This is a genomic window from Sphingobacterium sp. G1-14 (assembly GCF_002196555.1).
GTDB lineage: Bacteria > Bacteroidota > Bacteroidia > Sphingobacteriales > Sphingobacteriaceae > Sphingobacterium > Sphingobacterium siyangense.
The window spans coordinates 3,771,428-3,792,908 of the sequence record NZ_CP021381.1 but is presented as its reverse complement, the minus strand read 5'-3'; the positions used below and the strand labels follow the sequence as shown (position 1 = coordinate 3,792,908).

At 40.3% G+C, this 21,481-nt stretch carries 30 protein-coding genes; 8 read left to right on the top strand and 22 right to left on the bottom strand.

Annotation, left to right across the window (positions count from 1 at the left end; translation table 11 throughout):
• From CBM24_RS16360 to CBM24_RS16285, 16 genes are all read right to left on the bottom strand, one after another.
• Positions 1–390 (bottom strand): response regulator transcription factor, encoded by a 390-nt coding sequence (locus CBM24_RS16360; protein WP_034871424.1) that lies wholly within the window; start codon positions 388–390, stop codon positions 1–3.
• 277 nt (positions 391–667) lie between these two features.
• Positions 668–961: a helix-turn-helix domain-containing protein gene (locus CBM24_RS16355; RefSeq protein WP_034871423.1), complete on the bottom strand. Its 294-nt coding sequence runs from the start codon at positions 959–961 to the stop codon at positions 668–670.
• Positions 942–1,253, bottom strand: a complete 312-nt coding sequence (locus CBM24_RS16350) for a helix-turn-helix domain-containing protein (RefSeq protein WP_034871538.1) — start codon at positions 1,251–1,253, stop codon at positions 942–944. Before CBM24_RS16350 ends, CBM24_RS16355 begins: the two co-directional genes overlap by 20 nt.
• A gap of 177 nt (positions 1,254–1,430) precedes the next feature.
• Entirely contained in the window at positions 1,431–1,724 is a 294-nt protein-coding gene (locus tag CBM24_RS16345; RefSeq protein ID WP_019977033.1) for a hypothetical protein, read from the bottom strand.
• Positions 1,725–1,832: 108 nt separating this feature from the next.
• Complete coding sequence (locus CBM24_RS16340; RefSeq protein ID WP_088161970.1) at positions 1,833–2,282, bottom strand: DUF3872 domain-containing protein; 450 nt, start codon at positions 2,280–2,282, stop codon at positions 1,833–1,835.
• Positions 2,283–2,294: 12 nt separating this feature from the next.
• Positions 2,295–2,855, bottom strand: a complete 561-nt coding sequence (locus CBM24_RS16335; RefSeq protein WP_088161969.1) for a conjugal transfer protein TraO — start codon at positions 2,853–2,855, stop codon at positions 2,295–2,297.
• 20 nt (positions 2,856–2,875) lie between these two features.
• On the bottom strand, positions 2,876–3,769 hold the full coding sequence (gene traN / locus CBM24_RS16330; RefSeq protein WP_034871537.1) for a conjugative transposon protein TraN: 894 nt from the start codon (positions 3,767–3,769) through the stop codon (positions 2,876–2,878).
• Between the two features lie 23 nt (positions 3,770–3,792).
• Positions 3,793–5,133 (bottom strand): conjugative transposon protein TraM, encoded by a 1,341-nt coding sequence (traM, locus tag CBM24_RS16325; protein ID WP_070562255.1) that lies wholly within the window; start codon positions 5,131–5,133, stop codon positions 3,793–3,795.
• Positions 5,120–5,407, bottom strand: coding sequence for a hypothetical protein (locus tag CBM24_RS16320; RefSeq protein ID WP_034871420.1), 288 nt, complete (start codon positions 5,405–5,407; stop codon positions 5,120–5,122). Before CBM24_RS16320 ends, traM begins: the two co-directional genes overlap by 14 nt.
• 17 nt (positions 5,408–5,424) lie before the next feature.
• On the bottom strand, positions 5,425–5,859 hold the full coding sequence (locus CBM24_RS16315) for a hypothetical protein (protein WP_034871419.1): 435 nt from the start codon (positions 5,857–5,859) through the stop codon (positions 5,425–5,427).
• Between the two features lie 11 nt (positions 5,860–5,870).
• The gene (gene traK, locus CBM24_RS16310; protein ID WP_026357722.1) at positions 5,871–6,494 is read right to left on the bottom strand and encodes a conjugative transposon protein TraK; all 624 of its coding nucleotides are present in this window, start codon (positions 6,492–6,494) and stop codon (positions 5,871–5,873) included.
• Positions 6,495–6,519: 25 nt separating this feature from the next.
• Positions 6,520–7,512, bottom strand: coding sequence for a conjugative transposon protein TraJ (gene traJ, locus CBM24_RS16305; protein ID WP_026357721.1), 993 nt, complete (start codon positions 7,510–7,512; stop codon positions 6,520–6,522).
• 3 nt (positions 7,513–7,515) lie between these two features.
• Positions 7,516–8,148 (bottom strand): DUF4141 domain-containing protein, encoded by a 633-nt coding sequence (locus tag CBM24_RS16300; RefSeq protein ID WP_019977024.1) that lies wholly within the window; start codon positions 8,146–8,148, stop codon positions 7,516–7,518.
• Positions 8,149–8,176: 28 nt separating this feature from the next.
• Positions 8,177–10,681: a TraG family conjugative transposon ATPase gene (locus CBM24_RS16295; protein ID WP_088161968.1), complete on the bottom strand. Its 2,505-nt coding sequence runs from the start codon at positions 10,679–10,681 to the stop codon at positions 8,177–8,179.
• The gene (locus CBM24_RS16290; protein ID WP_034871416.1) at positions 10,678–11,010 is read right to left on the bottom strand and encodes a DUF4133 domain-containing protein; all 333 of its coding nucleotides are present in this window, start codon (positions 11,008–11,010) and stop codon (positions 10,678–10,680) included. The genes CBM24_RS16295 and CBM24_RS16290 overlap by 4 nt, the downstream gene beginning before the upstream one ends.
• An 11-nt stretch (positions 11,011–11,021) precedes the next feature.
• Positions 11,022–11,327, bottom strand: a complete 306-nt coding sequence (locus CBM24_RS16285) for a DUF4134 domain-containing protein (RefSeq protein ID WP_034871415.1) — start codon at positions 11,325–11,327, stop codon at positions 11,022–11,024.
• A gap of 378 nt (positions 11,328–11,705) precedes the next feature.
• Here CBM24_RS16285 and CBM24_RS16280 point away from each other — a divergent pair, with 378 nt between their 5' ends.
• From CBM24_RS16280 to merA, 6 genes are read left to right on the top strand one after another with little or no spacing between them, the layout of a single operon-like run.
• Positions 11,706–12,083, top strand: a complete 378-nt coding sequence (locus CBM24_RS16280) for an ArsR/SmtB family transcription factor (protein ID WP_088161967.1) — start codon at positions 11,706–11,708, stop codon at positions 12,081–12,083.
• Positions 12,080–12,685 carry a mercuric transport protein MerTP gene (gene merTP, locus CBM24_RS16275; protein ID WP_088161966.1) on the top strand — a complete coding sequence of 202 codons (606 nt, stop codon included), beginning with the start codon at positions 12,080–12,082 and terminating at the stop codon, positions 12,683–12,685. The genes CBM24_RS16280 and merTP overlap by 4 nt, the downstream gene beginning before the upstream one ends.
• Positions 12,686–12,732: 47 nt before the next feature.
• Positions 12,733–13,080, top strand: coding sequence for a heavy-metal-associated domain-containing protein (locus tag CBM24_RS16270; protein ID WP_088161965.1), 348 nt, complete (start codon positions 12,733–12,735; stop codon positions 13,078–13,080).
• Between the two features lies 1 nt (position 13,081).
• Positions 13,082–13,378, top strand: a complete 297-nt coding sequence (locus tag CBM24_RS16265) for a hypothetical protein (protein ID WP_002978236.1) — start codon at positions 13,082–13,084, stop codon at positions 13,376–13,378.
• A 19-nt stretch (positions 13,379–13,397) separates the two neighbouring features.
• The gene (gene merB / locus CBM24_RS16260; protein WP_088161964.1) at positions 13,398–14,009 is read left to right on the top strand and encodes an organomercurial lyase; all 612 of its coding nucleotides are present in this window, start codon (positions 13,398–13,400) and stop codon (positions 14,007–14,009) included.
• A 30-nt stretch (positions 14,010–14,039) separates the two neighbouring features.
• Positions 14,040–15,692 (top strand): mercury(II) reductase, encoded by a 1,653-nt coding sequence (merA, locus tag CBM24_RS16255; protein WP_088161963.1) that lies wholly within the window; start codon positions 14,040–14,042, stop codon positions 15,690–15,692.
• Between the two features lie 165 nt (positions 15,693–15,857).
• On the opposite strand, the gene CBM24_RS16250 is transcribed toward merA, so the two are convergent.
• The 6 genes from CBM24_RS16250 to CBM24_RS16225 form a co-directional block, all read right to left on the bottom strand.
• Positions 15,858–16,691 carry a hypothetical protein gene (locus CBM24_RS16250; RefSeq protein ID WP_034871413.1) on the bottom strand — a complete coding sequence of 278 codons (834 nt, stop codon included), beginning with the start codon at positions 16,689–16,691 and terminating at the stop codon, positions 15,858–15,860.
• A gap of 30 nt (positions 16,692–16,721) precedes the next feature.
• Positions 16,722–17,357: a hypothetical protein gene (locus tag CBM24_RS16245; RefSeq protein ID WP_059344616.1), complete on the bottom strand. Its 636-nt coding sequence runs from the start codon at positions 17,355–17,357 to the stop codon at positions 16,722–16,724.
• 12 nt (positions 17,358–17,369) lie between these two features.
• Positions 17,370–17,675: a DUF3408 domain-containing protein gene (locus CBM24_RS16240; RefSeq protein WP_059344617.1), complete on the bottom strand. Its 306-nt coding sequence runs from the start codon at positions 17,673–17,675 to the stop codon at positions 17,370–17,372.
• Positions 17,675–18,079, bottom strand: a complete 405-nt coding sequence (locus tag CBM24_RS16235) for a DUF3408 domain-containing protein (RefSeq protein WP_059344618.1) — start codon at positions 18,077–18,079, stop codon at positions 17,675–17,677. The genes CBM24_RS16240 and CBM24_RS16235 overlap by 1 nt, the downstream gene beginning before the upstream one ends.
• Before the next feature lie 12 nt (positions 18,080–18,091).
• A complete protein-coding gene (locus tag CBM24_RS16230) occupies positions 18,092–18,859 on the bottom strand; it encodes a ParA family protein (protein ID WP_019974889.1) in 768 nt (255 codons plus the stop codon).
• 289 nt (positions 18,860–19,148) lie between these two features.
• Positions 19,149–19,457, bottom strand: a complete 309-nt coding sequence (locus CBM24_RS16225) for a hypothetical protein (protein WP_131829027.1) — start codon at positions 19,455–19,457, stop codon at positions 19,149–19,151.
• A 101-nt stretch (positions 19,458–19,558) separates the two neighbouring features.
• Between CBM24_RS16225 and mobA the strand changes: the two genes are divergently transcribed.
• Positions 19,559–19,990, top strand: coding sequence for a conjugal transfer protein MobA (gene mobA / locus CBM24_RS16220; protein ID WP_088161961.1), 432 nt, complete (start codon positions 19,559–19,561; stop codon positions 19,988–19,990).
• Between the two features lie 7 nt (positions 19,991–19,997).
• On the top strand, positions 19,998–21,284 hold the full coding sequence (gene mobB, locus CBM24_RS16215) for a conjugal transfer protein MobB (RefSeq protein ID WP_088161960.1): 1,287 nt from the start codon (positions 19,998–20,000) through the stop codon (positions 21,282–21,284).
• Positions 21,285–21,481 lie beyond the last annotated feature (197 nt).

The window sequence follows — 21,481 nt, the reverse complement described above, 5'->3', positions numbered from 1 at the left end:
TTAATTTTCTACAACTTTTTCAATCGCTTTTTTAAAATCAGCAACATCACTGCCAACCAATAAACAACTCGAAAAACCAATATTTAAAAGAGCCTTGCCAACTTTCTCATCATCAATATCACTATGGGCAATCAATTTAATACGTGGATATTTTTCTCTTAATTCCTGAAGCTGTACCAGCACATCATTATCGTAAAAATCTAAGTCTATGATACAGACTTCTGGAAGTGCTTTTAAAGCGGATAATTGAGTTATTCCATCTTCGACATGCTCCAAGCGGAAGAGTATTTCAAATCCTGAACCAGAGAGGTCATTGCAAATACTATCTAAGATGAGGCTTTTATCATTGATAAATGCCAGAGATTGTTTGGGTCTGTTTATTGTATCCATAATGCCATTTTTTCTTTTTCATGAACCCTACACAAAAAAAGAAAGCGTAGGCAATCACACTTACCGGCATTAAGGCACTGGTACGCCATCCCCCAAATAAGCGGACGCCCACGCCTATGACGTGAGCGTTCTTACTTATCTGTTCCGGGGATTTAAAAATTACCAGTTTCTAATGCGGAACCTAAAGCAAAAACACTTTAAGTATTTTCTATCTTCTACAAAGATACAAAACTCATTTCGATATAGAAATATGCCCTAAACTAAATTTGATCATAGATTATTTGATTTTTTGGCTACAATAGTTTTGCTCCAATACACTCAATAAATCTGTTTCTTTATAAATGATTTTGCCTCCTATTTGAATATACGGCAGAATATTGTCATCACGATATTGTTGCAAAGTACGTTTACTGATGTGTAACAGCTTGCATACATCTTCGCCCGACAGGTATATTTCTCCGTTCATTACGGGGCGGTAGTTTTTTAATATTTCTTCAATACGGCTTCGCAATCGCATTATCATCTCCTGTTGTTCGATGATTTCTTCGGTTTCATTCGTCAGTAAATCCATTGTCATTGGTATTATACGAATGTTTGCCTTTTAGCAAAGCCTGCACATCCGAAAGTTTATAATAATTTTTGCGGTTGAGCTTGGAGTAAGGCAATAAGCCTTTATCCTTATAGGTCTGCAAAGTCCGTTTGGTAATGTTCATCATCAGGCACACTTCCTGGTTATCGAGCCATTTCTCTTCTTTGAAAATCGGGGTATATTTCCGAGTAGCGTTTTCGGTCAGTTCCAAAAGTGCTTTCAGCTCTTTTTTCATTCCATCCAGTAGGGATTTTTGTATTGCGATAACTTCCATATTCTGCTCAATTTTTCTGTGGAAGTCTAATTTATAATGGCTTATTACATAACTGGGAAATGTTGTAGTCATTGGCGTTGAGAGGCAGTGTTTGGCTGTTTTCTTTTGCCGTAAACAAAAAATCGGATAGCCTTTTGGGTTATCCGATTCGTTAATAAGTTTATAGGGAAATTTCTATCAACGTTTGGTAGGCTGTTCAATTTTAACTTCCTGTTGTTTTTTCTCCCTTTCTTTTTTCATCTGTGTATAAGACCAAAGAATAACAACGCCAAGAATAATTAAAGCATAGGCAATCCATTTACCAACACGTTCTATAAAACGGATAAATACAGATGCTTCAAAACTCGAAAAGCCCTCTGCACCCATCGCATTACGTCTGTAAAATTTCCTCCGGCTTATCCAGTAGATAAGACCTATACCGATAACAAGCGGAATAATTCCCATTACCAATTGAGAAGTAACTGCATCCATATTGTCAAAATTATATCAAATAAATTTAAACAAAACATCCTTGGTTGAAAATCAAAAGCAAAAAACCGACCTATAAAGTCGGTTTTGTCGTTGTCAAAGTTGTTGTTCTTAATCACTACTATTGAACTGAAAACTTATCTGCTTTTCGTTTCCGAAGCTGTCCGAAATCCAAACCTCAAAGGACTGTGACACGGCAGATGTTGAAGTGTAATACAAGCGAAACCGCTCTGTCGGTAAGGGGTATAAATCGTTCGGCAGGTATGGCGGTTCATCGTAGTATTGCAACGTTCCCTGTCCGTCAAACTGAAAGTAACGGAGAAAATACTGCGTGTTGCTGTAATTCCCTTTACGTTGTATGGTAATGCGTATTTCTACAGTCTGCCCGTTGGCTACATCTTTGGGAACTGGCATCACGTTTACTTCAAAAGGAAAATCGTTCTGTATTTCGAGTTCATCGTCTTTGCTACAAGATACCAGAGAAACCGAAGCTGTTAGGATTGCCAGCATTACATATATAGGCAGTAATGCTATTCTGAATTTATTAAATATTGCTATCATTGTTTTAAGTTTTTAAAAATTAAACCTTAGTCCCACACCTGCAGATGGTCGGAATTGCTCTAAGTCCGTACCCCAAAGGACTTTTGTACGCCCTTGCAGGACGAGTACAAAACGGTCAGATAGATATGTTTCAAGAGTGAGCCGTCCACCAGCTCCGTAGATGAAGTTATCCTCGCTCAAAATCTTTGCTCCGTCATACAACATCGCTTCGCCACGATTGATGCTTTCGTAACCGACTACACCTGTTATTCCGAAGTTCAGCGTAATGTTTTTACGAGCATCTCCCAAAAGGAAGAAACTGTAACCGCCTTCGGCAGTATAAGTTTCCTGCGGTATGCGGAGGTCTTTATAGTCGTGGTATTGGTGCGTGTATTCCAATGCCCAAAGCTGATAGTTACCGTTTTTACCGTTTATGGTCATTCCAATATTGAGGTAATAATCGTTACCGATTTTATCATCGGATAATACACCAACATTTACTTCCAATCCTTTTTGTTTAGGCAACATTCGTTGCGCTTGGCTGGTTGTGATGCCTATCAGTATAAGCATCACAGTATAGATATACTTTTTCATATTATTGCTTTAAAGGTTTATTAAAATTTCAGATGCATATCGTTGATCAATCGGGCTTTTATCAAATCCGAATTTTCTACCTGAAGTGTTTGATGACGACCACCGTTCTTCTCGAAAATCTCAACCAACAGTACCTTATCATCGGCAATAGTGAATTGGTCTAACAGGAAAACATTTTGTTCGGTGGTTTGTCCCGAAATTTCTGTAAGTGGTTTATAGGTACGAAGCGGTATCATCGGGCGTTCCTGTACTACGGTTCGTTTGGCAACCTTTTTATCAACTACCTTGAAATTCACAAAGTCGATATTGAACGGTACATTGCTGCGATTTCTCAATTCCGTATGGAAATAGTATTTACCATTGTGTATGTAAATTCCTTTCAGAATAAACTGAATGCCGAAACTCTTAGCCCCAATATGCTTTACAATGCGTTTGTCCTTTTTGTAAATAGTTTCCAAAAGCAAGCCCGCCAATGAGGGAGAATTGTTGCCCAATTCTTCAAAAAGCACATCGTTACCGTTGGCTTTGTCCACTGCTTTTTGCATTGTCAAAAGGTCATAGCTCAATGCTTCGGGATACCCGCTGTAATACACATTGAAACTGTAAAAACGTCCGTCATTCGTGATAACGGAAAAATTGGTTTCCGCTTCAAAATCCCTTACCGATGCTTTTACACGCAATACATTTTCGGCATCTTCCGCTTTTCCTGCAATTAGGTATTCACTTCCCAAATCCACGTAACGAATGGCAGTCGGGAAAATCAGGTGCGAAGTTTTATCGTAGGTCAATTCCATACGGTACGGTTCTATCTTGCCCAGGGCAAGCGGTGTTCTAATGCTGTCCTGTGCATAAGATTGTACGGCAAAGCCAAGTATGAGGGCAATTGCCCAAAAAGTTTTAAAATGATTTTTCATTGTTTTATTATTTGAATTCAACATTATTTTTTAGATACCAAGAAGACCTGATGTCCTGCTTTCAGTGTTACCTTTGGCGTTCTTACTTTTTTGGCGAAATAGCCCGAAATACCCTGTACTACGCCACGGCTAAGGTCTGCGGCAACTTGCTGTCCGGCATTTTGAGTAAGCATCAAGCTTGTTCCTGATTGTTGGCTCATATTGCCTGCCATTTCTGTAAGGGCATTCATTTCAGGCGAATACGGAACATACAATCCTTGCTGTCCGTCCAAATCGTAAATGGTAATATCCACAGGGATGATGTTGCCCTCCAGTTCTATCGAAGTAATCTTTAGCTGTAATCGCCCTCCCTGAAATTTGGCATTAGCTGTTACAATCGTTCCTTTGGGAATGGTTCGTTGTGGTGTTTGGGCTGGCTCCAATAAACGAAGACGTACACCTGTTTCGCCAACTATTGTTTGTGTTTCGTGTACGCTTGCTTTTATACTGTTTTTCGGTTGTACCACCTGCTCAATGGAACCTGCGGTATAAAAGCCACGATTTTTGGTCTGGCTCCAATCGGCTAAAAATGCACTATCGCTGGGTTCACGGTATAAGGCAGAAACAGTGTTTTTCCTCATAGACGTAAATGCTACAAAATGCTCTTTTTGATTAGTAGTAGCAGTTCCTGAAGCATTGCTGTTATTGACAGGTAGAGCTTCTGAAGTACTCGTACTACCTTGGGGAAGATACTTTGCTGCCATCTGATAGGATTTTTCCATCAGTGCAAGCTGGTCATCTATAGTTGCAGCTTTGGGTACATCTTTTTCAGCCAATTGCTCTTTCAGTTCGTCCAATTGCCTGCGGAGTTCTATTGTTTCCAAATTATCGTCCTGATAAAACGAACCCAATGTACTTTGTGCATTGCGGTAACTGTTTAAGATAGAATTTCCATATCTGCCGGAATTTCTTTCAGAACCATAACGATAGCTTTCCTCTTCTTCAGGTATTTCTTCTTCCATACTCTGGGAGCTGTCTGTATTCCAGTAATCTGAAAGCGTTGTCAGGGCATTTCGTTTTTCTTTATCCTTTTGTTCCAGCATTTCCTGTTCGTATGCCTTTTGCTTGTCCGACTGTAATCCTGCTTCAGTAGCCTGCGGAACTGCATCGTTCAGTCCAAGACTTTCGATTTCGTTCTTATCTTCCGATGGTTTAAATATGAGATACATACAGCCTACAAAGACAATTCCCATCAAGCCGAATATGAGTGGCTTTTTCAGTTTATCGGCTTTGCTCTGCGTACTGTCTTGCAGCACATCAGCGGTTTCTTTCGGATTACCCTCGGTTACCCGAACCACCGTCTTTTTATTTTCATTTTCTTTCATAAATCTTATTTTTAAAAATGGTTGATAATGTGTCCTGTAAGCTTGCAGGGCTTTCTCCTTTTCTGAGTACAGGGTTTTCCATATGCCTGATTTTCATATCGTTTTCAGACTTTCCCGTGTCGTACCAAACTTTGGCAATCACGCCTGCGGTAAGCATCAGATAACCCAAGAAAAAGTATAGGGTATATTTGTGCTGTTTGCGTACAGGCAGTTCACGCCAGCGATCATCCAATTGGTCAAAGTGCCTGTCCATCTTTGCTCTTAATTTTTTCATATTGTAATGATTATCGGTTATCGCATTCGGAACCGTCTGTTTTGGTTAGACAACTGTTCTCTGGGCTTTTCGGAAACTTGTGCAATCGCTTCTTTTCTTGTCGGAACCGAATTTGTAGTGAGATCCGTTAATTTCGATTGCTTCAATAATTGCCCATACTGGTCTATTCTGTCAATATTCATTTTCTGAACATCGAAAAGACCGTCTTTGTACTTTATCCACATATTGCATTCAACCTTTGGCTTATCATCGCCATTCCATTCCAGGTAGGTTTTCAGCATCAGAATGTTTGGCAACATCGGTTTGTCTGTTCCATTATTACAAGCCTCCAAAAATCTGCTGATGCTATCTTTGATTTTGTCGGCATAGGCCGCTTCTGTTTGGAAATAGCCGTCATACCCTTTGTTCGTGAGGGTTTGTGCGAATGTGTCTAAGTCAAGTAACTGTTTCATAACTTCTATTTTTAGCGTTCAATTACTTCAATGTCCCTGTTTTCCGTTACGGCAAACTTTTCGATATTAAAACCTTGTGGGTTATTATCGGAACGGACAGAGTTCACGAGATAGCAGGACGTGATCAGGTTCCGTCTGGTTACATTGCTCGAACGGATGATGAATTGTTTGGCATAGGTTCGCACGGCATACGGATAGGTATCGAAGTTGCAGACAACGCTATCCACCTCAATACGCTGCTGTACGTTTCCTGAAATGATACGGTTATAGTATCCTTTTTCCGAAAGGTCTTTGTAATAATCAAAGGCACTTTTGTCGGCAAGGTTGAACGCCCGTTTCATATTGCTTTCAATGGCATTCTTATCGGGAGCCAATGTGAAGAACAGTTCGTGAAAACGTCTTACGTGTTCCCTCGCTTCAACAGGTCGGTTAATACTTGCATCCTGCGATAAGGCAAGCATTAGCGATTTTCCGTTGTCCAATACATAAACCTTTTGGCGTTGTTCCTCCGCAAAACGGTAGGACTGCCATACGGCATATCCTACCACACTAATGCAGAGAACGGCAAATACGATGGCATAAAGCCTGATCTGTCTGAAGCTGTTTTCAATATTTCTTAGTGTTTTAAATTCCATTTTTTAGATGATTAATTATTTTACATTATTTCATTAGCTGACCACCTATATTACCTGCGGCAGAACCTGCTCCGGCACTTGCTACATTTCCGGCTTTCATTGCTGTCTGATTTACATTTCGTGTAAAGTTTCCTGCACCTCCGGCCTGGATAATCCAACCTGTTACGGTAGGTATCGTAAAGTATCCGATAATGCCGATGATCATAAATATGATGTACACGGTATTACTGGTGTCGGGGATATAACTCGGATCGGCGAGCATCTCAATATCCCGCTCCAATATGAGTGATTGTATCCTTGCAAGCATGGAACTGAACAGATCTGAAACCGGTAGCCAGAGATACACACTGACGTACCTAGTGAGCCACTGTGTGAGCGTACTCTGAAAGCCATCCCATACGGAAATCGCAAAGGCGATTGGTCCGAGTATGGAAAGGACGATCAGAAAAAACGTTCGGATGGTATCTATGACTAATGCGGCTGCCTGAAAGAGTATTTCCAACAGATTGCGAAACCAATCTTTAAGGGCTTTCTCTAGCTGATAAGCGGTTCTGTCCATATACATTCCTGCCATTGTTCCAATGTCGGAAGGCGACCAGCCCAATTCATCCAGTTTTTTATCAAACTCTTCGTCCGATACCATAAAAGCTGTTTCTGGATTTCTGACCATTGCTTCATATTCCAATTGGTCTTTCTGCTGTTGCAATTGGTTCAGGTCGAGTACCTGGTTTTCGAGTATGGCGTGGGTTCCCGTTACCACTGGACTTAGTACCGCATTGATGGTTCCCAATACAATTGTCGGGAAGAACATAATACATAGTCCTAAAGCAAACGGTCGTAGCAATGGGAACATATCTATAGGTTCGGCACGGCTCAGAGCCTGCCAAACCTTTAACGCCACATAGAATAATGCACCCAATCCCGCAAGACCTTTTGCCACTGCTGCCATATCGCCTGCAAGCGGCATCATATCATCGTAGAGCGACCGCAGGACTTCGTGAAGATTATTCCATTCCATAGCTTACCAGTATTTTTGGTTGGAAGTTCCGTAGAGATCAAGTACTCTTTTGGCATCATCTTTCTTTTTCGCTCTCAAATAGCTTACGGAAATGTTCTTGTTGGTGTAATAGCGTACAAGGCTGTGGTATTCCTTGACTTCTTTGTACACACGGTCGATAATGTCCATACGCTCTTTATCGTTCAGCGATAGGCTTGATGAGGTTATGATCTGCTTTAGTTCCTTCAGTAGCTCGGTACTTTCGCCCAGTAATGCCGAATAACCATTGCCAATTGCAGTCAACTCCTGAGCTGTGAAATTGGGATCGTTCATCATCTTGCCGAAATTCTGTACATACATTTCGGATACATCACCTACCAGCAAAACCGTTTGTTGCACTTTACGGGCGTCCTTTACTAAGTTGTTGATGGCTTTCAGTTTGTCGTAATACTCTTTGCCTTGCTTATAGACTTTTTCAACCTCCTTAAAATTCTTAACCACATTACTTACTGTGGAGGATGTTTGTACAATCTCATTGGCGGAGTTGAGAATACCGGATGCAAGATTTGCAGGATCGGTTACTACAAACTGTGCTTTTGCGGAGGGTGTAACGGCAAGCATAATTGCCGTACACACCAGTAACATTACTTTTTTCATTGTTTCTAAATTTTTAAATGATTAATAATTATTGATTTACTTGTTCACGCCTTTGCATAGCGATATGCTTGATGGCGAGTTCGACGTTGCCGTCGAGTTCCGATGCGAGCTGCATCACTTCCATTTTTTCGGTTTCTTCCGTGGTATATGCCAAATACTCTTCAAGACTAACTTCGGTGGCATAGACTGCCGAGTGCGTACCACCTAATCCAATCCACACTTCTTTATAAAGCCGTGACGGATCGTTGTTCATATTGATGGAGAGTACCTGTCCTTTTTCTTTATCGGTAAGCCCGAGCATTGCCTGTATATCATCAAACTTGTTCATATACTTGCGTTGGTCTAAAAGGATTTTACAATCACTGTTGTTAATGATACTTTCCTTAACAATGGGCGACTGGATGATATCATCCACCTCCTGCGTTACCACGATGGCTTCACCGAAAAACTTCCTAACTGTTTTAAACAAATACTTTATATATTCTGCCATACCTTCCTTCGCAATCGCTTTCCACGCTTCTTCAATCAGGATAAGCTTTCGGATACCTTTCAGCCTCCTCATCTTGTTGATAAAGACCTCCATAATGATAATCGTGACGATGGGAAAAAGAATTTTGTGATCCTTGATGGCATCAATTTCAAACACAATAAAGCGTTTGGAAAGCAAGTCTAATTGCTTGTCCGAGTTCAACAGATAATCATACTCTCCACCTTTGTAGTAAGGTTCTAACACATTGAGAAAATTAGCAATGTCAAAGTCTTTTTCACGAACCTGTTTTTCTTCGAGTACCTTGCGGTAATCACCTTGGACATATTCATAAAAACCGTTGAATGATGGGAAAATCCCTTCCGTTTTGATACGCTCAATGTATCCACTCACGGCATTGGAAAGGGCGACCTCTTCAGAACGTGTTGGCGGCTCATCATCACGTTTCCAAAGGGTCAATATCAAAGTCTTGACACTTTCACGTTTCTCGATGTCGAAAACGCCATCATCGGTATAGAAAGGATTAAAGGCAATGGGATTGTCTTCTGTGTACGTGAAATAAACCCCATCTTCGCCTTTGGTTTTTCCTTTAATCAGTTCGCATAATCCCTGATAGGAATTACCTGTATCCACGAGCAATACGTGAGCACCTTGCTCATAGTACTGCCGAACCATGTGATTTGTAAAAAAAGATTTACCACTTCCTGACGGACCAAGTATAAATTTGTTCCGATTTGTGATGATACCACGCTTCATTGGTAAATCCGATATATCCAAGTGGATAGGCTTTCCAGTAAGCCTGTCAGCCATCTTAATCCCGAATGGCGAAGGTGAATTATGATAATTCGTTTCTTCGGTAAAGAAGCATAAGGCAGGTTCAATGAACGTGTAAAAACTTTCCTCACTCGGAAAATCGCCTGCATTGCCCGGCATTCCTGCCCAGTACAAAGTAGCTACATCCGTAGTGTTGTGGCGGGGTTTACATTCCATCAATGCCAATGCACCACCACAATCGTTCTTCAACTGTTTCAGTTCCGCTGGATCTTCTGACCAGGCTATGATGTTGAAGTGTGCCCGTATAGATGAAAGACCGAAAGAATGGGCTTCGTTCAGATACCTTTCTATCCACTCCTTGTTGATCTGGTTGGCACGGCTGTACCGAGCCAGCGAGTGCATATTCCTTGCAGACTTCTCAAACTTTTGAAGATTAGCATCGCTGTTGTCTAAAAACAAGTATTGGTTGTAGATATGATTACAGCTTAACAGCAATCCTACGGGTGCAGCAAACGATAAACGACAGTCGCTTCGGTCGGTCGATAACTTTTCAAAACGTGTATCTGCCGATACCGTTCCCGGCAGATCGTCCGTATCGGACAAAGTATGCAATGATAATCTTTTGTTTCCGATACGTACTTCTTCAGACCCCAAACCGATGTCCTGCATCGGAGTTTCGGCTTCCCTCGAAAGGGTAAGGTATTGTTCCAGCAATCCTTGTTTTTCGTCCGTCCCTATGATGTCGTCTTCGGTCAGGCGTTGCAGGCTTATGAAACCGCTATCGTTTACGATACGCTCAAACTGGGCGACTGCCTCCATAAAGCGGTGTATCGTTTCCTTGTTCCTGATTTCCTTGAGTATCAGCGAACCTTTGCAAAGCGAACTGAAGTTGCTTTGCATACGCATTCTTTCCTTGGTAGTTTTGGTCAGGAACAGGTAGCAATAATGGTTCAGGAACGGTCGCTCATTAAAATGGCGCTGGTAGGATTTAGCCAAAAAGCTCTGGTCTTCCTTTGCCAAATCGGGAGCGTAGTTTTCCTTGATGTACCAATCCTGTTTGTGAACGATTGTAAAATCCGGTAAAGTTTTGATAGCCTTATGCCACGCTGCGTGAATGGCTTCATATTCCGCAGAAGCTACCGTAAACAGTTCCGGCAAACGAACGGCAAAGCAAGCAGTTATGTCTGCATCTTTGGAAAGAATGCAGTTGTTTTCTACTGCCAGCAGAGGGAATTTGCTTTCCAATGTAGTGGTCTTAGATACATTTCTCATACAGCACTCTTTTTAGGTGTGAATTTTAAATAGCGCCTTACGGGCTTGCGACAGATGATGTAATGGGGATGCCTTTTTATTGCGCCGATTTTCATCAATCCGTGTTCACCATACTTTTGATTGAGTGAAAAGGTCTGCCATACAATTAGCGAAGCACCACCAATTCCTAAAGACAGACAGATGTAAGAATTAACCCCAGCCATGTAAAGTATCATGACCAGGATCAATGTCCCAAGTAATCCGCCGGCGAAGATGAATAGGTACTGCGCTTTCAGTCCCTTAAATTCTACTGTTCTTCCAATGCCTTTGTTGATGTTGTAATTACTCATAGGGCAAAGGATTAAAGGAAAAATGAACGAAGAATGGTAGCAGCTACAATAAGGAAGATACAGGCACCGAACCACGATGCCGCCGTTTTACTGGTATCGGGATCTCCGCTACTGAACTTGTTGTACACTTTAACACCTCCGATGAGTCCTACTACGGCACCAATAGCATAGATAAGCTGTGTGGCGGGATCGAAATAAGAGGTGACCATTTGGGTAGCTTCTGTGATACCTGCTGTACCATTTCCCTGGGCGAATGCACCGATTCCTGAGAGCATCAATGTAGCTGCCAGCAAAACTTTTTTTCTTTGTTTTTTCATGATTAAACACATTAATTTGTTATTGTATTCCCACTTCTCGCGGGCTTTCTGAACAAAGGTGTTTCAGAAATCAAGGCGTTATAATAAAGTGACAGTCAAAGGAATGATTTGGCAGTGAGTGACGTTATAGTTGATAATGGAGCATGAAAAAATGCCAAACATTTCGATACAGAATAGCTGATAAAATTTCTCCCTTATGATTTTATAAGTTTTCCATTATCCTAAAAAGACACTGGGTATTTATTTATCCCCTTAACAAAGTCCCAAGAGACCCACCGCTTAAAAAAAAGATTTATTAAAATTATCATTTAAGTATTTGCTTAAATAAGAAAACTATTTGTATTTTTGCTGCGTTATTAAATCCTAAACAAGGAAATTATGGAAAACAATCAATCGTGTATCCGTGTGTTTGCCGACAAGGTTCAAATAGACAATTGTAGAGTAATACTTCAAACCAACGACAAGGCATTCAGTCAACTGAGTGGACTTTTAGCATTGGCAGGAAACGAAGTAAGGTTAAAAATCTTATTTCTCTTAGAAGAAGAAAACGAACTTTGTCCTTGCGACCTTTCAGACATTCTCGGAATGAGCATCCCTGCCGTTTCGCAACACCTCAGAAAACTAAAAGACGGAAACATCATTGAAGGTAGAAGAGAAGGACAAACCATTTTCTACTCTTTGAAACAGGAGCAACTTACTTTACTTCGTCCATTTTTTAAACACATCATAAACAATTCAAAAAAGGAAACAGTATGAACAAGAAAAACAACAGACTTGTCGGAGCGGGAGTGCTTTCGGCAGTAGCAGCATCACTTTGCTGCATTACACCAGTATTGGCTCTTATTTCAGGAGCTTCAGGAGTGGCATCTATCTTTTCATGGATGGAACCAGCAAGACCTTATCTAATCGGTATCACCGTTTTGGTATTGGGCTTTGCTTGGTATCAGAAACTCAAACCACGAACAGCCGAAGAAATCCAATGTGATTGCGAAGAAGACGAAAAAAAACCCTTTATGCAGACCAAAACATTCTTGGGAATTGTAACCGTGTTTGCAGCCTTGATGCTCGCTTTTCCAAACTATGCACACATTTTCTATCCTTCAAACGACAACAAGGAAGTTGTAATCGTCAATGCTTCTGACATCCAAACGGTAACTTTTGATGTAAAAGGAATGACTTGCAATGGTTGTGCTTCACAAGTAGAAAATGATGTGAACAAATTGCCAGGCATTGTTAAGGTAGATGCGATTTATGAAGAAGCGACTGCCAAAGTAGAATTTGACCAAACCAAAGTGAGTCTTGCTCAAATTGAAGAAGCCATCAACGGTACAGGTTACAAAGTGGTTGGCAAGAAATAGTATTTTTTTGCCCCTCGTATTTAAGAACTTAATTAAATAATTATACTATGAAAAAGAATTTAATTCTATTGAGTGCTTTGTTCCTAATTGGAATTGCTCAGCTTAATGCTCAATGTTGCAAACCGAATGACAGTAAAGCACAAACAGCAAATACAAACCAGCAAGAAGGTAAAACCCTGAAATTGAAAATAACGGGAATGACTTGTGCAGGTTGCTCCAACCACATTTCAAATGCCCTCAAAGAAGTGGACGGCATTATTGAACACAAAGTGGAATATCCAGGCGATTTGGCAACTATCCAGTACGACCCAAGCAAAAAAAATCCTGAAGCTATCAAAAAAGTAATTGAAAAAACAGGTTATAAAGCCGAAATCATTAAAGAAAATTCTAAATAATATGAAAACTGTAAAATTAATTTTAGGCATTGTTACTATCGGGATGATAGTAGCTAGTTGTAATAAAGAAGTACAGGAACCGGAAGTAAAACCAACAAATTCTTCAACTCCCGGTACTAATTCTTCCACCCCAACAGGTACTTCGACCATTTCTTACACAGATTTGAGTGCGGAACAAAGCACCATTGCAATTGGGGCAACCACAAAAGTAACAGCTACAGCAACAGGAGATGGTCTTTCTTATATCTGGAGTGCATCAGATGGCGATATTATAGGAAGTAAAGCATGTTTGCAGTAAAACCCCAAATAGAAAACTTATGAAAAATCAACGAAAATATATTGACGGTCAATTAAACGACATTCTTTTTTCTGAATTTAAGATAAAGAATAGCGATTTTATTTTACGAATATTTCAAGAATTGATGCTAGGCAGTTCTATATCTAAAAACAGATTTTATAAACTAATAAAAGTGTCCAAAGATAAAGCGGACGCTATTTTGAATAAACTGGGCGAAACCGATGTACAAGGAAATATTATTGCATTTTCTGGTCTATCTACAGTTCCTACCAAACATCGCTTTATTGTAAATGGTAAGATGTTATACACATGGTGTGTAGTAGATGCCATTCTGTTTGCTGAATGGTTAGATGTGGAAGTCAATGTTCATTCGTCCGACCCAATTGATAGTTCTCTCATAGAATTACAAATAAACGGAGGTCAGCTATTATGGACAACTCCTTATCCTTTATTTATTTCTTGGGTAGAATCTGTTGACACCTGCAATATTAAAGGGTCGCTATGTAATCACGTTTCATTTTTTGCAAGCGAAAGAACAGCAAAACAATGGTTAAAAAATAATCCTGATGGAAAAATATTGACGCTTGAGGATTTCTTTGAGCCTAAAAACATAGGAATGAAATGTTGTTAAGTATAGTCCTAAATAAATTAAAAAAATAAGATGAAAGAAGAAAAAATAAAATTGGAAATTGCAGGTATGACCTGCGACCATTGTGCCACAGGAATAAAAAAAATGCTTTCACAAAATGAGGGTGTTAAAGAAGCCAATGTGAGCTACCCAAAAGCTACTTGTGAATGTTCTTTTGACCCTACCAAAACAAGTAAAGAAGAAATCATCAATACCATTAACGGCACAAAAAACTATCGTGTAAAAAGTGAAATTTCTGAAAATGGAAATAGTAGGAATAATCAATTTGATTTAATCATTATCGGTGGTGGTTCGGCTGCATTTTCGGCAGCTATCAAAGCCGAAAGTTTAGGTTTATCGACCTTAATGGTAAACGGTGGTTTGGACTTTGGCGGTACTTGTGTCAACGTGGGTTGTGTGCCTTCTAAAAATCTTATTCGTGCAGGCGAGTCGGCTTATCACGCTACACATTCCAACTTTGAAGGCATCAAGCCAAAAGGAGTTGATATTGATTTCGCTCAAATCATCAAAGACAAGAAAAAATTAGTAGCCACACTTCAAGAGAAAAAATATATGGATGTGGTAAGCGATTTTGAAAACCTGACTATGCTAAAAGGTTGGGCAAAATTCAAAGACAACAAAACCATTTTGGTTGATGGCAAGGAATACAAAGCCTTCAAATTTTTAATTGCTGCGGGAGCTACGACCAACATTCCGACTATTGAAGGATTGGACAAAATTGACTACTTGACCAACGTTTCCCTTTTCGACTTGGAAGAAAAACCCGAAAGCTTGACCATTATGGGAGCAGGTTACATAGGTTTGGAAATTGCAATGGCGTACAATCGTTTAGGCGTTAAAGTCCGAATCATTGAATTTACCGACCGTGTTCTACGGACACAAACCCCAGACATCAGTGAAGCATTGGAAACCCAAATGCGAAAAGAAGGCATTGAAATCTTACCTAATTTCAGAGCCGTGAAATTCGAGAAACAAGCGAATGAAACCATCATTCACTGTAAATGTCCTGACGGTTCATTTACGCAAATTATAGAAAAAGGTAAGGTAGTAATTGCCACAGGCACAAAAGCCAATACAAGCCAATTAGGGTTAGATAACATTGGTTTGGAACTCACCAAAAGCGGACATATCGCTGTAAATGAAAAAATGGAAACCAATCTACCTAACATTTACGCAGCAGGTGACGTAACCAACACCCCTGCATTTGTTTATACAGCCGCTTTTGAAGGTAAAATTGCCGTTGAAAATGCGTTCTCAGGAACAGATAATAAAGCCGATTATTCTTCTTTACCTTGGGTGGTGTTTACTGACCCACAAATTGCAGGGGCAGGTTTAGATGAAGCACAGGCAGAATCAAAAGGCATTCCGTTTGAAGTGTCAAAATTGGAATTGAAAGACGTACCGAGAGCCATAGCAGCCAACGACACAAGGGGTTTCATCAAACTCATTCGTAACTCGGAAACTGACAAACTTATAGGTGCAAGAGTAGTCGCACCCGAAGGTGGAGAACTCATACAACAATTAAGTATGGCAATCAAATACGGAATAATGGTGAAAGACTTAGCAGACAGTTTCTACCCTTATTTGACTTTGGGAGAAGGTATAAAATTAGCAGCCATAACATTTGGAAAGGACGTCTCAAAGTTGAGTTGTTGTGCGAGTTGATGAATAGGTTTGTGCTTTTAGCCCCTAATTTCCACCGTTTTCCAAAATTGATAGTGAGAGGAATTACTTGGCAGTGAGTGCCATTTTAATTGGTAGCTATTAGTAAGAAGCACATCGAACAAAATGATGTTCGACGTGCTTCTTACTAATCCTCTTTTAAAGAGGTTACATTTTTCGCCCTTTGCTTCCTTGCTCTTTTTTTGAAAAGGAAACAGACTTGTTTTGGAGTTTTTTCTTGATCGTTTTTTCTTTCAGCACCATCAGATTTTCTGTTATTATTTGTGGTAGGAATGTTTCCTTCCAGGGAATTGTCTTTGCTTCAAAATGAGATTTTAGACCTATACGCTTTAAATCTTCTTTGATATTCCAACCTCCGTTTCGGTTCCAACCAATTGGATCAAGATCTCTTTGAAAAGGAAATTGAACGGCGATAAGGTCTTTTGGAAATACCAGAATACTATCATAATCTAACTCTTGAAATTCGCGTGTTTTAGGGTTGTAGGGAATGATGTAAGCATTCGCTTCCTCGGAGAAATAATGATCTATTTCATCAAAGACAATTCCTTTTGACAAGAAATCATCTTTGGGGCGAAGCATATCCATGCGTATATCAACATAAAATGTATGACCTTGAATGTCGATTGTAGGAAGCATTCCCTTTTGGATTCTATCATTGAATGCCGTTTGATCGACCATTAAGTCGAAGTCTGTTTTGTTTTTCAGTTCTTCGAGACTTAGCTTATACTTTTCTGCCATTCCTGCTGGATCAAGCACAACTAGTTCGGATATCTTTATCAAAGTTTCTTCTCCGTTACTTATAAGGTTCGGAATGTTCTTCTCCTGTAAACTATAGTTAAAAGCGTAGCCATCTACTACATCTCTCATTTCGTAAATTGAAATGGTATTGACTGGATTCTCTTTTTCCCTTAATTCGACCTTATTTATATCGACCAAGAAATCTGTTCCCTCGATATTTATACTAGGCAATTCTCTTTCCATACTTCGTTATTTTAAAAAACAAAGGGAAGCCTATACAAACTCCCCAATATCAAAATCCTCTAAATCATTTTTCCGCAAAATGGAAGAACTGGTTTCCGTTTCAGATGAGAGCGAACTATCCAATAGCTCAGCTATTTTTTGAGAAGCACCCTCTATGGAATTTTCCAGTAGGCTGAATAATTCAGTTCCTTGTATTTTCTGAACTATGGCTATCGCTGTTTCCTTTTGGGCTGGTTCCAATTCTTCTTTTTGGAGCAACACCCCCACGGAGCTTAGTTCTTCAAAGGTAACCCCTTGGGCAAAACCGTCATCACCACCGGATATTCCGTACCTGTTCCATTCTTCTTCCTCTTCTTCCAAATCAGGTATCTTTCTGAAAACTTCGTCCAGCTCTTCCTGCGGAATTTGAATACCTACGTTTTCATTTTCGTCGTATTCAATGTCTAAATTAGCAGGGTTTATCTCCGGTTCCTGAATTTGGCGTTCAGTGGCAGTGTTTGGCACTGAAAGGCGTTCTACGGGTTTTGGTTGGCCCATAATATCGGGCAGGTTCGGATTGATTTTTTCCTGTTTTGGTTTTTGTTCCGACCTTTTTTTAATGACAATCTTGTCCTGTAAAAGCAGGGCGATGACTATCAGCAGGCATATCACAATAATTATTTCCATAACCTCTAATTTTTAAAACAGTCCTTTGTATTTTTCTTTGAACTCCTTTGTAATGGCATCCTCATACACGTTAAAATGATGTTCGAGGATTTTATTGAGATAGGCAAACAAGGGTATCTTATCGTTGCCAATGATTTGAACTATTCGTGTTAGTCGTTCGTGATATTCAGGACTTAGGTATATGCTTTTACTGCCTCTTTTCTGCTCAATATCCATTTGCAGAAATGCCTGTTCATAGCTGTTTTGCGCTTGATCTCTCATTACTTCGGGAATACCATTGTCTGTAACAACATTCCTTTTTTTATTATTTTTCTTCATTATAAAATGGGTTTAAAACGTTCATTGAAATAATCGGTAATATCATCCCCAAATTCTCTGAAGTGATGTTCAAGAATATTATCGATGTACGAGTAGAGTGTTGTTTTTTCTTCCCTCGTTAATTGCACAATGCGGAGCAATCTCTCGTGGTATTCAGGACGTATGTAAACTACCTTACCGTTACGCCCCGATGGAAACCGATTGACCAAAAATGTTTCCTCGTAGTCCGCTTTCTTTGATGAACTGTTACGGGCTTTTTCCCTGGGCTTTGTTTCCTTTGGTACATCCTGCTTTTTGTTATTGCTCGGTGGAGCAACAGGCTCATCGCCGCTTATGACGTTCATAAGGTATTCCTCATCAACATTGGGCTTTTCAAAATCGTTGTTTTTGTTATCTGAAGCCATACTTTACTATTTTTATAGATGAGTGATTTTTAAAAATTCCTCGACAAACAAATCCATTTTAGTTGCTTTCATTAACTGTGGTTCGGCAGGCAGCAAACTTGACCGGAATACATAACTACCTGTATCGTCTGTTTCCTTTCGGAAACGCTTGCTATCCATTATCCTTGTTTCCATTATGGGCAGGTTGAGTTCCTTGATGACACTTTGATACGCATCATACAAACCTGTTTTTTCCCTGCCGTCCACCTGGTTCCAAAACAGCCACATCTCTTGTTCGGGATTGCCCTCGTCCGTTTGGGGAAGTCCGAGAAAGGCTTTGGTAAAGCCCAATGTACTTTCCACTACCAAACGGTCGGCAGTAATGGGCGAAAAGATGAAGTCCATTTTTTTTAAAGTGGTCAAAACGCCTTTAGTATTGGCTGTTCCCGGCAGGTCGAAGAAGATCACATCTGGCACAACCGCCGACTGGCTTCTGTATTCCGATGCTTTCTCCAGAGCCGTTTCAGCTTTACATTTAATAATCGGGTACGCTTTTTTGTTGATTGCTTGAAACTGCTTCATTGCCGCTTTTTTATGGTAGTCGTTCTGCATTATGGTTCTCTTATCCCGTTCACGCATATTGGTCAGGCTGTGTTGCGGAAAGTCGCAGTCCATCACCAGCACATTAAAACCTAAACGGTAGTGAAGCACACTTGCCAGTAAAGTGGTCATTGTAGATTTTCCCACACCGCCTTTTTGGGTGGAGAAGCTGATTTTTAAAGTTTTCTTTGTTGTTTCCATTATTTAAAAATTTATTGTTACACACTTTATTTGTTTGCAGGATTGAATATTGGTTTATCTGATTATTACCTCATTCCTATATTCCTGCATTCCCTTTTGGGTACTTTCCTGCACAGGTATCTGCTTTCATTTTTGCCTTGTAAGGCACATTCTTTAGCAAGTGGCAAAACTTGCAACAGGTAAATTGCTTTACCGCTTTTATGCTTTTACACTTTTATTGTTTTATGCTTTTAAAACCCTATGCTTTTATTCCAAACCGCTTGTTTGCAAACCTGATTTTCTTCTTTGTTTAGATACATTTTTTACTACCTGCACTAAAATTATACGGCAAATAAAGCGATTGATTTGCCCGCTGATTGCGGTGTGGCAGTGTTTGGCGTTCAAAGGCAGTGTTTGGCACTGCTATACAGTACAATGCTTTCGTAAACAGGGCTTTACTTTGTACAATGATTTTTATTAATGGATTTATGCAAAATTCTTTTGACAAATCGGAGGGCAACGGGAACGGCATCGAGCCGTTTTTCCCTGTTACATTTAATCCGTCCCGCAGGGCGGATTTTTGTGTTCGACAGAACACGGCAAGTTGTGTTTTGAGCATCTCGGAATGATTTCCGATGCTCAAAACAACTTGCCCTTTGCAGGGGGCAGAAAACACCTTCCGAAGTCAGGGTTTTGTATGGATTTTAAAATGGATTAGTGATGAACGATAATAACAAAAAGCAATTGAAAAAGACCGGACGCCGCCCCAAAGAAGACCCGGCGACCATCCGCTATACGATTTCCTTTAACGAGCAGGAACACGCCCGCTTTCTTGCCCTTTTTGATAAATCAGGTATGCAGGTAAAGGCGCATTTCATAACGTCCTGCATCTTTGACAAGACCATAAAAACCATTCAGATTGACAAGGGAACGGTTGATTTTTATATGCGGCTGACCTCTTTTCACAGCCAGTTCCGTTCCATCGGCGTGAACTATAACCAAATTGTAAAGCTGCTGTACAAGAATTTTTCCGAGAAAAAAGCCGCAGCGTTCCTGTACAAACTGGAAAAACAAACGGCTGAAATGGCGATGCTATGCCAAAAAATCATTCAGCTTACCGAAAAATTTGAGGAAGAATACCTAAAAAAATAATGTAATAGTGATAGCAAAAATTGGAAGAAGCGCAAATTTATACGGGGCATTGGCATACAATCAGCTTAAAGTAGAGAATGAAAACGGGCAGATTTTGTTTGCCAATAAGATGATTGAAACCGCAAGTGGTCATTATTCCGTGGCACAATTAGCCCAGTCTTTTGCGCCTTACCTGATAGCCAACCGCAATACCGAGAAACATACATTGCATATTTCGCTCAATCCTGACCCGAATGATAAGGTAAGTGATGACAAGTTTAGGGAAATGGCAGAACAGTATATGCGGGAAATGGGTTACGGCGAACAGCCTTTTGTCGTGTTCAAACATACCGATATTGACCGCAGCCATATACACATTGTATCGGTTTGCGTGGACGAGCAGGGTAAAAAGATTTCGGATAAATTCGAGAAAATGCGGTCTATGAATGTATGCCGTGAACTGGAAAGACAACACGGATTGATACCTGCAACCGACAAGGAGCGCAACCAAACGGATAAGGTTTTCCGTCCGGTAGATTATCGGGCAGGCGATGTAAAGAGCCAAATTGCTTCGGTCGTTCGCCACCTGCCGAATTATTACCAGTACCAAACTTTGGGCGAATACAATGCCCTGCTTTCCCTGTTCAATATTACCACCGAGAAAATCGAGGGCGAATTGCAGGGAAAGATACAGCAGGGCTTATTGTATATCCCGCTAAATGAAAAAGGCGAAAGAGCCGGGCATCCGTTCAAGGCTTCGCTTTTCGGAAAGAGCGCAGGGCTTCCGGCTTTGGAATTGCATTTTGCGAAATGCAAAACGGCTTTGAAAGATAGCCCTACCAAACAGACCCTAAAATCTGCCGTTACCATTGCCCTGAAAACCACGAGCGATGAACAGGCATTTAAAAAGCAGTTAGCGGAACAGGGTATTAACGTAGTCGTGCGCCGGAATGATACAGGGCGCATTTATGGTATCACATTTATTGACCACAATTCCAAAGCGGTTTGGAACGGTTCACGTTTGGCAACAGAACTTTCTGCCAACACCTTTAATGATTATTGGAACAATAACATCAAACCCGATATTAAAGAACCTGCCGTTTTACAACCTAAATTATCCACATCAAATGATGCGGATCTTCCTGCGGAAGAACCACACCATTTGTTCGACTTCTTAACTACCGACAAACACGAAGACGGTTTGATTGAAGCACTGGGCGGCTTACTGCCCGAAGCCCAGGGCGAAGATTACGAAGAACAGGAGTTTGCCAATAAGATGAAGAAGAAGCGCAAACGCCAAAGAGGTCAGAAGTAACTCAAACTCGTCATTCTGCAAACGTTTAACAGCATCAGCTTTTTACTATCTTTGCAAACTCTACCACAAATAGAACCATAAATGGAAGATATTAATCTTTGGTTAGACCAACCCAAAAAGGGTTAATCAGCAGTTAAAAATAAGGAGGTTTTGCTATGCGAAATCTTTTGGAGAGCAGCTTTGATTTTTTCAAGGCA